Source organism: Burkholderia sp. MSMB1589WGS (genome assembly GCF_001636105.1).
GTDB classification, from domain to species: Bacteria; Pseudomonadota; Gammaproteobacteria; order Burkholderiales; family Burkholderiaceae; genus Burkholderia; species Burkholderia humptydooensis.
This window is the reverse complement of sequence record NZ_LNJT01000008.1, coordinates 2,257,503-2,270,497: the sequence shown is the minus strand read 5'-3', so window position 1 is coordinate 2,270,497 and position 12,995 is coordinate 2,257,503. Positions and strand designations below refer to the sequence as shown.

General features: G+C 62.9%; 11 protein-coding genes. 6 read left to right on the top strand and 5 right to left on the bottom strand.

Going from position 1 to position 12,995, the window contains the following annotated elements:
• Positions 1-15: 15 nt before the first annotated feature.
• The 4 genes from WT16_RS27235 to WT16_RS27220 form a co-directional block, all read right to left on the bottom strand.
• Positions 16-552: a hypothetical protein gene (locus WT16_RS27235; RefSeq protein WP_059932273.1), complete on the bottom strand. Its 537-nt coding sequence runs from the start codon at positions 550-552 to the stop codon at positions 16-18.
• Positions 545-1,567 (bottom strand): Lon-like protease helical domain-containing protein, encoded by a 1,023-nt coding sequence (locus WT16_RS27230; RefSeq protein ID WP_082875030.1) that lies wholly within the window; start codon positions 1,565-1,567, stop codon positions 545-547. Before WT16_RS27230 ends, WT16_RS27235 begins: the two co-directional genes overlap by 8 nt.
• Positions 1,568-1,707: 140 nt before the next feature.
• Entirely contained in the window at positions 1,708-2,157 is a 450-nt protein-coding gene (locus WT16_RS27225; RefSeq protein WP_063534985.1) for a hypothetical protein, read from the bottom strand.
• Positions 2,158-2,363: 206 nt separating this feature from the next.
• The gene (locus tag WT16_RS27220) at positions 2,364-3,278 is read right to left on the bottom strand and encodes a LysR family transcriptional regulator (protein WP_059932277.1); all 915 of its coding nucleotides are present in this window, start codon (positions 3,276-3,278) and stop codon (positions 2,364-2,366) included.
• 151 nt (positions 3,279-3,429) lie between these two features.
• Between WT16_RS27220 and speB the strand changes: the two genes are divergently transcribed.
• The 6 genes from speB to WT16_RS27195 all read left to right on the top strand — a co-directional run bounded on the left by speB (position 3,430) and on the right by WT16_RS27195 (position 12,447).
• Complete coding sequence (gene speB, locus WT16_RS27215) at positions 3,430-4,413, top strand: agmatinase (protein WP_063534640.1); 984 nt, start codon at positions 3,430-3,432, stop codon at positions 4,411-4,413.
• Between the two features lie 338 nt (positions 4,414-4,751).
• Entirely contained in the window at positions 4,752-7,532 is a 2,781-nt protein-coding gene (gene tssI, locus WT16_RS27210) for a type VI secretion system tip protein TssI/VgrG (protein WP_063534639.1), read from the top strand.
• 37 nt (positions 7,533-7,569) lie between these two features.
• Positions 7,570-9,522: a hypothetical protein gene (locus WT16_RS27205; protein ID WP_063534638.1), complete on the top strand. Its 1,953-nt coding sequence runs from the start codon at positions 7,570-7,572 to the stop codon at positions 9,520-9,522.
• Positions 9,516-10,559, top strand: a complete 1,044-nt coding sequence (locus WT16_RS27200) for a T6SS immunity protein Tli4 family protein (protein ID WP_231892117.1) — start codon at positions 9,516-9,518, stop codon at positions 10,557-10,559. Before WT16_RS27205 ends, WT16_RS27200 begins: the two co-directional genes overlap by 7 nt.
• Before the next feature lie 11 nt (positions 10,560-10,570).
• Complete coding sequence (locus WT16_RS33120; protein ID WP_080595205.1) at positions 10,571-10,858, top strand: PAAR domain-containing protein; 288 nt, start codon at positions 10,571-10,573, stop codon at positions 10,856-10,858.
• A gap of 179 nt (positions 10,859-11,037) precedes the next feature.
• Positions 11,038-12,447 (top strand): hypothetical protein, encoded by a 1,410-nt coding sequence (locus tag WT16_RS27195; protein WP_063534637.1) that lies wholly within the window; start codon positions 11,038-11,040, stop codon positions 12,445-12,447.
• 165 nt (positions 12,448-12,612) lie between these two features.
• Here the strand turns inward: WT16_RS27195 and WT16_RS27190 are convergent, their stop codons facing one another.
• Complete coding sequence (locus tag WT16_RS27190) at positions 12,613-12,954, bottom strand: hypothetical protein (RefSeq protein ID WP_063534636.1); 342 nt, start codon at positions 12,952-12,954, stop codon at positions 12,613-12,615.
• Positions 12,955-12,995 lie beyond the last annotated feature (41 nt).

Genomic DNA, 12,995 nt, shown 5'->3' with positions numbered 1-12,995 from the left:
GCCGCCGGCGCGCCGCTACGGCGCGAGCGCGTAATCGAGCGGCCAGCGCTGCCGCAAGCAGTCGACGATGTTCAGATCGAGCGACGGCGACGCATACGTCCACAGCGTCCCGCCGCGGTCGAGCCGATTGAGCCGCGCATGCCGGATGCCGGCGCCTTCGAGCGGCAGCCCCTGCGTCCGATACCATGCGGCCTCGGCCGCCGCGGCCGGATCGTCGCAATAGAACAGCCATTCGGCGGCGAATGCGTCCTGCATGCGCTCGAGCTCCGCGCACATCGCATCGGACACGGGCGGCAGCCGCCCCGCATCGATCTCGACGCTCGGCCACGCGAGCACCCACGGCCCGCGCGCGTCGTCGTCGACGCTGTGATAGAACGCCGTCTCGTGCGTCGAGTAGTAGTGCTCGAGCATGAAGAACGCCGCGACGAGGCCGCGCGCACTCGGCCCCGTGTACCAGCCGTAGACGTCCTCGTCGACGACGGCCATCGTCGTCGCGCACATCAGCCCCTTGCCCGCAGGCAGGAACGCCAGAAAATTCGCCGGTTCACTCATTGCGCCTCCCCTTCGTCGCGACGATCCGCACGTGTGCGTCGACCGCCGGCCGCCACCGGTGCCGCCCGCCTGCCGACGGCGACTGCGCGAACGTGCGCCACACATCGGCGAACGACGCGAGCTTCGCGCAGACCCGCCCGTTGACGCTGTCGCGCGGGAAATCGCCCTGCGCATCGGCGGCGCCCGCGCCGACGACATCCTCGCCCAGCATCAGATGCTTGACGTTCGCGCGCGGAATCACGACGCCCTGCTCGCCCGTCAGTCCGCGCGCGCGGCACAGATCGAAGAAGCCTTCGATCTTTTCGTTGACGCCGCCGATCGCCTGCACGTCGCCGTGCTGATCGATCGAGCCCGTCACCGCGAGCGACTGCCGCACGGGCGTGTCCGCGAGCGACACGCCGCCGCCGCGATCGCGCGGCAAGTCCTCCTCGAAATCCGCCGACACCTTGAACAGCTCGCAGAAATCCGGGGCGGGCTCGTGCAGCAGGTAGTGCAGCCAGCGATCGCCGAACAGGATCACCTTGACGTCGAGCGGCACGGGCTGCGGCGCGAGCGAAAAGCCGAGCGGCGTGCGGATCAGCGCGACGTTCTGCGCGGCCGCGTCGCTCTCGAACGTCGCGGGAATCACCGCGCGCAGTTCGTCGACGAGCTGCGCCATGTCGCGCTGCAACCGGCACGCGCGCCCGGGCGGCAGGCGCAGCGCGTGCGGCTTGTGCGGATGCGCGAAGTCGTGCACGCAGCACCAGCCGTCGAGGGCCGGCTCCGCTTTCGCGCGCGCGCTCAGGAGTTGGTCGAGCACCGTATGCTTGCCCGCGCCCGCGGGGCCCAGCATGAACAGGTTGTAGCCGCCGTGCGCGATCTCGATGCCGAAGCGGATCGCGTCGACGGCCCGCTGCTGCCCGACGATGCCGTCGGGGTCCGGCAGCTCGGCGGTCGTGGAAAAGTCGAGCTGCGCGGGGTCGCACACGCGGCGCAGCGCTTCGGGAGGCAGACGCAGGGACAGGAAATCGGACATGGCACACGAGCATTATTCGTATGGCGTAACGCTCATGCTGCTACGGTTCGGAGCGTGGCAATTGATCGTAGTCAACGACGCGGGTTTGCGTCGCGCGCCTCGCGGCCGCGCCCGCCCGGCGCGGGCCCGCGCGATTCGATTCAAGTGGGCGTCGACTTGTGGTGTCTCGTGTGCTGCTCGAACAGCCGCCGCACGACGAGGACGATGCCGACGACGACGCAGACGAACACGAACCACAGCGCGAGCACATAGCCGACGAGCTGCCAGAACTCGTCGACGCGCGCCCGCATCACGGCCGCCGAATAGCCGTCCGGGTTGCTCGCCGCGTCGACATACGCCGCCCGGTACAGAAAGAACGACTGGCAGACCGCGCTGTCCGGCTGCTGCGCCGACAGCAGCGAGCCCGCCGGCATCGCGCGCACCCTCGCGCATTCCGGCGCCGCCATCCCGTCGACGATCGCCTGCTCGACCGGATGATCGACGGCCGCGCCGATCCACATGATGCCGATTGCGAACAGCGCGCTCAGCCCGACTGCATGAATCCACCTGGCCAGCCTTCGCCGTCGACGATGCCCGTCCCCACGTTCCATTGCATTGCTCCGTTGCGATCCCGCCGACGCACGCGCGCCGGCGAAACTCCGTTCGCCCGAATGCATACTGCGTGCAGTCGAAGCCGGCCGACTTGACCTGGCTCAAATGGAACAGGTCCACCCGCGCGCGCCGCCGCGGAAAAAAACGGGGCGCGCACCGTCGGGCGTCATGCAGGAAATCGAGCGGATTTCGAGCGGATCGCCGCTCACGCGTGCGCCGCGTCGCCCCGGTGCGCGTGTGTCAGATCGTCGAGAAACGCCTGCACGATCGGATCGCGCCGGCCGCCGCGCCGCGTGACCACGTCGAACGTCACGTCGTAGCGCAGCGCGCCGGGATTCAGCGCCTTGAGCAGCCCCTGCTTCACGTACGGAGCCGCGAAATGCTGCGGCAGATAGCCGAGATGATGGCCGGACAGGATCAGCAGCGCGACGGCCTCCATGTTGTCGGCGTGCGCGGTGACTTTCGCGGGCGTCGTCGACAGCGTCACTTCCGGCGACGGATAGGTTCGCCACGCCCATTCGAAATCCGCGACGCCCGCCGCGGCGAGCCGCCCGGCCCGCCGGAAGAGCGGATGACCGCGCCCGCAGTACGCGACCTGACGCTCGATGAAGAGCGGCGCGTACTCGAGCGTCGGCACGCGATGCCAGAAATAGCCGATCGCGATCTGCACGTCGCCGCCCAGCAGCCGTTCCTCGAGATCGCCCGGCGGCCGCACCGAGATCACGAAGCGCACCGCCTCGTCGCGCTGCCGGAAGCGCGCGATCGCCTCGCTCACGCGCGCGTTCTCGCTGATCGGCGTGTGGCCGATGAGGCCGATCGAGAGCGTGCCGACGAGCGTCTTGTCCATGTGCCGCGCTTCGCTCGTGAATTCGTCGACGGCCGCGTACAGCTTCTTCGCGAGCGCGTAGAAGCGCTCGCCCTTCGCCGTCAGCCGAAAGCCGCTGCGCCCGCGCTCGCACAGCCGGAAGCCGAGGCGCGTCTCGAGCGTCGACAACTGCGTGCTGATCGTCGGCTGGCTGACGTTCAGCGTCGATTGCGCGACGCTCACGCCGCCCGCGTCGGCCACCGCGACGAACACGCGGATCAGCCGAAGGTCCAGGTCCGTCAGGGTGCCGAGCATGCGTTCTCCTTGGCGAGCGCCGCTGATGCATCGACATTCATCAATGTGAATGTTCGATCTTCATGATTCAAGCCGCCATTTTGGCGGCGTACAACGCCAATTGTCGTCGTATCCGCATGATACGGCGCATTCGATATGATGGAGGAAAACGATGCCGGCTCACGACTTTCAGCCGCAAAGCGGCAACGCGATGCCCCGCTTCGCGGGCATCGCGACGATGATGCGGCTGCCGCAGGCGGCGAGCGCCGCGGGGCTCGACGCGTGCTTCGTCGGCGTGCCGTTCGATCTCGGCACGTCGAACCGGACGGGCGCGCGGTTCGGCCCGCGCCAGATCCGCAGCGAATCGGTGCTGCTGCGCCCGTACAACATGGCGACGCGCGCGGCGCCGTTCGATTCGCTGCGCGTCGCCGACGTCGGCGACGTCGCGACGAACCCGTACAACCTCGCCGATTCGATCGCGCGGATCGAAACCGCGTACGACGAAATCCTCGCGCACGGCTGCCGCCCGGTCACGCTCGGCGGCGACCACACGATCACGCTGCCGATCCTGCGCGCGATGCATCGCAGGCATGGGCGCGTCGGCCTCATCCACGTCGACGCGCACGCGGACGTCAACGACACGATGTTCGGCGAAAAGATCGCGCATGGCACGCCGTTTCGCCGCGCGGTCGAGGAAGGCCTGCTCGACTGCGGGCGCGTCGTGCAGATCGGGCTGCGCGGCACCGGCTACGCGGCCGAGGATTTCGACTGGTGCCGCGACCAGGGCTTTCGCGTCGTCCAGGCCGAGGCGTGCTGGAACCGGTCGCTCGCGCCGCTGATGGAGGAGGTGCGCGCGCGCGTGCAAGGCGGCCCCGTCTATCTGAGCTTCGACATCGACGGCATCGATCCCGCGTACGCGCCGGGCACGGGCACGCCGGAGATCGCCGGCCTCACGGTGCCGCAGGGCCTCGAGATCGTGCGCGGCGCGTGGGGGCTCGACATCGTCGGCGCCGATCTCGTCGAGGTCGCGCCGCCGTACGATCCGTTCGGCACCACGGCGCTCGTCGGCGCGAATCTCGCTTACGAGATGCTCTGCGTGCTGCCCGGCGTGAAGCGGCGCGCGCAAGGCTCGCCTGAGCCGCGCATCAGCGCATGAAAGGGCGTCTCCGGCGCACGAATAGTCACGCGACAATAGATTGCGCCTGACCGCCTCCCGATACTGGATGGCGAAATACGGCGGCAATACGACGAGGCCGGCTCGTCATTGATATTGCGAGGGGGTTCTCCACGGCGTTCGCGACGATCATTCCGCGCGCATGCAATCCGGTTATTTGGGACATGAGCGGGCATCAGCGATTGTCAAATGATTCTGACGCCAATCCTTGGTTTCGTCTGACGTAAGCTACAATCGCGCGAGCGACCCTTGGTCGTCATGGCTGACCGTCCTCGTGTCACTTTCTTGACGGTCGAACCTGAGAGAAAGGATAACGAAAAATGGTACTCAGACCACCCAAGCTCGGGGAACTGAAATATCGCGACCTCTATGAGGCCGTCCACCGGGGAATGCTCCAGCGTGACCGGCTGTTGATGCTGGACACCCCGCTCGGCAAAAACGCATTGACGCCATTGCGGGCGCGCGGATCGTCCGGCATCGGCGGCGACTACCACTGGACGGTCGATGTGGCGTCGCTGAACGACGACACCGCGTTGCTTTCGTTGATGCACCAGCCCGTTACCCTTTGGATTCAGCAGCGGACTGTGCTGTATGCCGATCCGGTTTATCGTCCGGTGCACGGCTTTGTGCATCAGGTCGGCTATCTGGGCGGGGACGGCGGTCTGTCAACGTACCAGCTCGAATTTTCCTCCGCCCTGATTTTCCTGAGCCATTCCCGCAACGACGAAGGATGGCTCGAAAAAGATGCGCGCGAAATCATTTCAGAAATACTCAATCGGTATCCGCAGCTTCGGGGGCGGTTCCGCTTCGATCTGACGAACGAGCCGGTTGTGCGCTCGTGGTGTCGGCAAAGCGAGTCCGACCTGCATTTCGTCCACCGCCTTCTCGAAGAGGAAGGTTGGTACTTCTATTGGGTGCATGAGCCAACACGCGACGGCGAATCGCCAAAAACGACCCTTATCGTTCTAGATCGCGTGTCGACATTGCCGGCAGCGAAACCCGCTGAATACTATCGAGGCAACACCGACCACGAGGCCGACGGGTTCACGCAATGGGCGATCATGCAGACGATGCAGAGCCTGCAATTCATGTCCCGCTCGTTCGATTACAAACGGCCAACCTCACATTTTGAGGCGAGCAGTGCGCTGCAATCGACGACCTATGTCGAAGACGATGGACGACACCGGTACACACATGGTATTCCGCGCGCCCCGATGACGATCTACGAGCCGACGGCCTACGGTTATGCCGACATGGACAGCGGCGAGACGCGTGCGCATCGCCGCGTGCAAGTCTGGGAATCACGCGCGCGCCGGTATTTCGGCGTCGCTGGTCTACGGTGGCTCGATGCGGGATTGCGGTTCACCTTGAACAACCACCCGCGCCATGCGGACAGTGACCCGGCGAAGCGGGAATTCCTCGTGATCGAGGCGCGCTGGTTTATCGAAAACAACGTACCGATTGGTCAGCAGGTGACCGAATATCCGCGCAGTCTGCGTGCGACGCTGGCCGAGCAGCAGGCGGCACACGGGACACGCTTTTCGACACCGGGGCACGTCGTGGATGGAACGGCGGGATTCTTCGTGATGGAAGTCGAGGCACAGGAGGCGAGCGTCGAATATCGTAGCCCGCTTGTGCATCGGAAGCCGCAGATGACGATTGAGCACGCCATCGTCGTCACACAGAAAGGGATGGAGGCGTGGACGAATGAACGCAATCAGGTCCGCGTGCATTTCGCGTGGGACCGGAAGAATCCAGACGATGCGTTCGGATCGTCGCCGCTGCTGTCGACCATGCAGGCCGACACGGGTAACCGCTATGGTTCGGTTCATGTGCCCAGAGCCGGAGAATGGGTACTCGTCGCTTATTGGGGAAACGATTGCGACAAGCCATTCATTTTGGGGCGCGTCAACGGCGGCACGACCCCTTCGCAATGGCATTCGAACGTCCTGCTGTCGGGATTCCAGTCGCAAGGGTTTGGCGGCACGGGCGCATACAACGCATTTGTCCACGACGATGCCACGCATCAAAGCGGCACGCGGATCATCAGCTACACGGGCAAGAGCTATGCCGCCCTGATGCAGGGCTATCTGATTCAGCAGGACGGCAACACGCGCGGCCGATATCTGGGTTCGGGTTTCGCCCTGCACGCCGACGAGTTCGGTGCGGTTCGCGCGAGCAAGGGCTTGTCGATCAGTACGCATCCGAAGGGCTACGACGACGAGCAGATGAGCGTGGACGAGGCGCGAACCCAGTTGCAGCAGGCGGGCATGTTGGTCGAGTCCCTATCGAGCGCAAGCACGACCGCGCAGGCGGAAACCCTGCAAGCGGGCCAGGACGCGCTCAAGGGGTTATCGAAGGAGATTCAGCACGCGGTATCAGGCTCAACGTCAGGCGGCGTGACGGCGGGCGGCGGCACGGGCAGCGCGAACGGATTTGCGCAGCCCAACATTCTGGTATCGACGCCGAAAGACCTTGCGCTCGTAGCGGATCGATCGGCCCATATCGTTGCCGAGGGCGAGGCGAATATCGTCAGCAACGGCAATACCCATGTTGCGACGGGCAAAGCGATGATCGTGGCGGCAGCGGAAAAGGTCAGTTTCTTCGCGCAGAAACTTGGCGCGTTCTTTGTCACGGCGAAAGGCCCCATCAAAATGTCGGCCAACACCGACAACGTGAGCATCAACGCGGGCAAAGACGTGACGATGAAGGCCAAGCGCATCGTGCTCGATGCCGATGAAATCTGGATCAAGGCCGGTGGTTCGTACACCCGGTGGACGGCTGACGGCATCGAGGATGGCACGCAAGGCCCGCGCACGGTCAAGTCTGCATCCTTCAGCCGTCAGGGGCCGAGTTCCGTCGCGCAGCACCTGAACAGCTTGCCGCAGGCGAAATTCAATGACCCGTACGTACTGCGAAATCAAATCACGGGCGAAGTAATGAAAAACCATCCGTACGAGATTGTGCGCGGCGACGGCACGCGCATCAAAGGCATGACGAACGAATTGGGGCACATTGCCGAGCAGAAGAACGAGGATGTCGAGTCGCTGAAACTCCACGCTTTGCGCCCTACTCCGAGCACGGGCGACACGTCGGCATGACATCCCAATTCAAACAAGATGATTAGAGCAATCCACGATGAGCGATAACCCGACTGACAATCCGGGCGGCGGTGCGCCGTCCGATGGCGATGCGGCCGAGCAAGAGGTCGTGCAGGTGATGGGGCGCACTGCTCCGGATGGATCGTCGTACGGCCACTTTACGTTGACGCCAGCGAGCGACACGCGCAGCAAGGAATTGTTGTGCGACGTGCGGCCCATCATTCCGGTGATCTTCCTGCCGGGCGTCATGGGCTCGCTCTTGACGAACACCGATACCGGCGACGAGATGTTCTTCGCACCGAACACGGACGGGATGCTGGGGAACCTGGGCGGACTTCCCGCACTGCTTGGATTGTGGTTCAAGGGCGCGTCCACGCGCGAAACGCAGTTCGATCCGACCAAGGCGGCGGTGACGCCACATGGGCCGATCAATGTCGGCAAACATGGCGAGAACGATAGCCCGGAGCAGTACGTGGACGAGGCGGAAGCACGCCGCCGGGGGTGGGGGTCGATACACCGGACCAGCTATCACCCGGTTTTGGCTTGGCTGGAAGAACAACTCAATCGCCCTAAGTTTATGGGTAAGCCGCATGGGGTGTGGGTGACGCCCGATTCAACGGGTGAGAAGTGGGCGCTCAAGCCGCTGCTTGGAACCGAACCTGCCGACTATGGGGCGACCGACGCGGGGACGCAGGGCAAGGGTCAAGCGATTGACGAGAAATCGACTGCATTCAATCACTTCGCGAAGTTTCGATATCGGGTCTATGCGATTGGCTATAACTGGCTGCAATCGAACGAAAAATCCGGACTCGATGTAATAAACGGCTCGGATTACAAAGACCCGAAGACCAAGAAGATAACGCGCCTGATGGGCATCAAGGAAATCATCGCAGAGAACCATACCGACAAGGCGATCATTCTGACGCATTCGATGGGTGGACTGGTCGCACGGATGGCGATTGCGATGCACGGCGCGGGGAACCTGATGTATGGGGTGTTTCATAGCGTGCAGCCCGCAACCGGCGCCCCGGTTGCGGCGAAGCGGTTCAGGACCGGAGCCGGTAACGAGGGCGCGTTGAAGGGCTTCATCAACGGCAGCCTGGTCGGGAACAACGCGGCGGAGTTCACGGCGGTTGCAGCGAACGCACCGGGGCCGCTGGAGCTATTACCGATGCCGGACTATCACAAGGGTGAGCCGTGGTGGATATTTGCGCGGATCAATGGCCAACCGGTAATGCAGTTGCCGAAAGGTGGCAACGCGTACGGCGATATTTACGCAAATCCACAGTGGTACGGATTGGTGCCAGATGCATCATTGCTCGACCCGGCTGGAATTGTGAATGAACGTTTGAAAGCAAAGGGAAATAAAGAGACTATTTTTAGCGGCTTCAAAGATGTCATGCTAGATGTCGTAACCAGGCAAAGTAAGATCAAAGATGCTTACCACGGGAAGACGTATATTTCTTATGCGGGTGGCGGACTGGAGTCGAGAGAAAAATCTAGGCCGAGCGGGGAGAAAGGTAAACCCGCTATCGAGCCGGGCGAGAAGCTTGAAGATCTATTGGGATGGGGCACGGTGATTTGGACCGGAAACCTGCCGGCCGATGTGACGGAAGATGAACTGCGTGCCGCGACCTTCTTGCATGTCGATCCCAATTCGGATTCGGGCAAGGGAAACCTGCGAATCTATCTGGAATCGCGTAAGCTGGTCGTCGAATTCGAAGTGCAAAAGGTGGCAAAGCTTCCTCCCGGTAGCACCACAACCGACCCAAGCAAGAATGGCATCGTTCCAGGTGACGGCACAGTGCCCGTATGGTCGGCAGAAGCCCCCGCAAGCAGTGCAAGTGGCGGTGCGGCTCCGGGTGTACAGATGGTGTTCGATCAAGGTGGCTACGAACATCAGTTCAGCTACAACCATCCGTGGACCCGATGGGCGTTGCTCTATAGCATTGTACAAATTGCGCAAGAAGCGCGGGAGCCGTCATGCTGACTCGTATTTCACGAATTCTGATTGTGGTGGTGGGCGTGTGCGCCAGCTCGATAACCTACTCCGGGGAACCGACGATGACCAATCCTTTGTTGTCCAAGCCGCGTCCGTGGTGTGTCGGTCGCTTTGTATTCGACCGTCCCTCGACGAGTGAAATTTCTAATCAGCGGTATGAGTTCCGGGGCGAAAAACTCGAAACGCAGTACAAAACATCGCTTGAGATCTATCAATCAAAAGTTGGAGCTTTAGAAAAAGACTTGAAATCCAGGCAGCGCGTTAATCCGATAAATTTAGAAGAAAAAACGGGACTCTCATGGTTAGAAAAGATGATTGCACCGACGAAGGATTCTAAGGTCTTTGTTTTTCAGAAAGGCGTAGCAAAAGGCGTCAGCCTGCCATTTCACACCGAAGGCTACCTTTACGACGACCATATGTTATTTCATACGACCGGCAGCATTGGCGAAACAGCCCTTAATGACGCAGATGGAATCTACAGGGATGTTTATCGGCGCATAAAAGCACGCGATAACTGGTCGGTGCCGACGGAATCGGGTTTCTGTTTCGACGGTGGAATCGTGACAGGTTCGTCTACGTACCCGGAAGAATTGAGCCAGTCTATTGCGTTGATGCCGGGACGTCCGGCGCTGTTGGTGATCCAGATGCGGGAGTCCATCAGTCAGGATCAAGGGAAGCCACTAACCAAGACATTGCCCGACCTGCGTGCGCAGATGGATCGGGTCGCAGGCAGCGGGAGCTATCGCATCCTGCGTCAAGGCAAACGCACGGTGGGCGGAATGGACGGCGAAGAAGTGTTATTCGAACTAAAGGACGGCCCGATTACGTCGTATCGTTTCTACCTGCTGGCTCCGGGTGATCCAAGCACGCTCGCGAAGCCGCATACGGCAATCCAATTGTTGCTGGGTTCCCCCTCCCCTGATCTGCCGCCGGATCAAGCAACGTCGCCAGTGGACGAGACTGGCGCACTGCAAACATGGGACACGCTGCTGAATAGCTTGCGGTTGCGTCCGGGCGCGGTTTAAGAGAGCACGACATGCGACGATATGACATCGTGAAAGGCGACCTGACGACAGCCGGCGGCATCGTGCAAAGAGGCGATGGCGGCGACCTGCTGAATGGCCGCGAACAAGCATATGAGCACGATCCTGTGCTGTGCCCGGCGTGTAAAACAATCGGCAAGATTGCGTGTGATGGTCCCCGAATTTCGAGCACGGGGCCGGATGGGCGACAGGCGGCGTTAAGCGACGATCTTTGTATCTGCTTGTGTTCGCCGTCGCCGAAACTGGTGGCATCTCAGTCGGCGTCATATATCGAAGTCTGAATGCTCGACACTTCGAAGCTAGCAATGTGTATCGATTGTTGGCTAATACAGCTCATTGACGGTCCATCAGCGCATCCGCACACGCCCCCCAAACAATTCCGAAACTTTCCCGCCCTATTTCCCCGTGGCAAACGTATGATGATTGCCGCGCATCAAGCGCATCCACATACGGAGACCCTATGAAAAAACTGAAGTACGCGGCAGCGCTGCTGACCGCGGCGGCGATGAGCCCATCGTGGGCGCAAGCGCCAACCCTCGTCGCGCAATCGCACGTAGACGGCGTCAGCCGGGCCGAGCCGACGAAAATCGGCGAACAGCTCGCCGCGCGCCGCGCGTCGCTGCCGACCCTGCCGCGGCCGCTGCCGACGCTGTCCGCCAGCGCGATCCGGCAGGCCGGCACGCGCGCGCCGCTCGCGAAGCGCCAAGCGACGCTCGCCGCAACGACCACCGCAACCGCCGCAACCGTCGCGCCGCCCGTCGCGAACTGCACCGATGTCACGATCGGCGCCGCGTACAACGCGGTCACCGCGCCCGCCGGCCAGGCCGACTGCTTCCAGTTCGTCGCGCCGAGCGCGACGAAGATCGTCGCGTACGTCGTGAGCCTGCCCGCCAACGAGCAGCACGACGCGCATCTCGTGCAAGTCAACGAAGACGGCTCGTGGACAGTGCTCGACAGCCAGGCCGACCTGTCGCCGAACAAGATCGTCGAGGCGGTGCCGAACGGCCCGGTGCGCCTCTTGCTGCTCGTCAGCGCGCAGCAAGGCGCGGGCAACGCGCCGTTCCAGTTCCAGGTGTTCGGCACGACGGGCTATGACAGCTACGAGCCGAACGATTCGATCCTGCATCCGACGAAGCTGACCGGCAACCAGCAGATCAGCGCGAACCTCGATACGGTCGCGGATTTCGATTACTACGCGGTGCAGGTGCCGTCGACACAAACGGCGAACTACGTGACGTTCAAGGGCGCGGGCACGCAGACGGCCGAGCTCGAGACCGCGCCGAACACGTGGGCGACGCTCGCGTCGGGCACGTCGTACAACATCACGTCGCCCGCGGGCGCGACGCTGATGTTCCGCGTCTACGACAAGGGCACGACCGCGCCCGCCGCGCAAGCGTATACGCTGCGCGTGTCGGACGGCGCGGGCACTGCGGGCTTCTATCGCCTCCTCGACAACGAGAACATCACGCATCTCGTGCGCGGCAACGAGAACGTCGCGCGGGTCGTGTCCGCAGGCGCCATCGCGTGGGATTCGACAGGCAACGTCCGCCTGCCGCCCGGCGAGCGCATCTGGTTGCGCGCATACGACAGCGCGGGCCCGAACGGCCCCAACACGCTGCTGACGGAAACGTCGGGCTACACCGACGCGAACGGCAACCTGCTCGTCGATCTGAACGTCGGCGTGTGCCAGGGCGGCGGAACGGTGACGGGCGACTTCAACACGATGTCGGTGCCCTCGGATCGCTGGCGGATCACCTACAACCCGTATGCGTTCGCTGTCGCGTATCTCGACAACGCACAAATCCGGGAGCGGACGTCGATCATCCACTTCACGCACATCTGCACCGAACAGTATCTCGGCCGCAAGTAACAACCGTCAGCGCGAGAAATGCGGCCCGCCTTCGGCGGGCCGCATCGCATCGCGGGTAGGGCCGGCCTGCTGCGCCGACGCAACCGGCGGGCACGCGCGATCGCGACGCCCCGCACGGCGCACCGCGAATCCGCACGCGATCGAGCCCACGCATCGCGCAAGCCCTCATCCCGGCTTGCCGCTCAGTTCCTTCAACCCCTTGATCACGCCGAGCAGCGCGCGGCCGTGCTCTTCGGAGCCGTCCCACGCCTCGACGATCGCCTCGCGCAGCAAATCGTTGTACGGCGCCGACAACCGGCCCGATTGCCGCGTCTCGACACCGTAGAAACTGCATAGCTTATTGAATGATGCGCTCCTGCGCAGCCGACGCCCGCTCGACGACCTGAGTCGCGAGACGGTGGGCTGGCTGACGCCCGAAAGCCTCGCTATTTCACTGGACGAGCGGGTATCGGCCAATAATCGGCTCAACAGGTCCTGAACAGAAAAATGTCTCTTGGGGGCTTCCATAGCATGCATTATACATATACATTAACGCCTAATGAATTGAT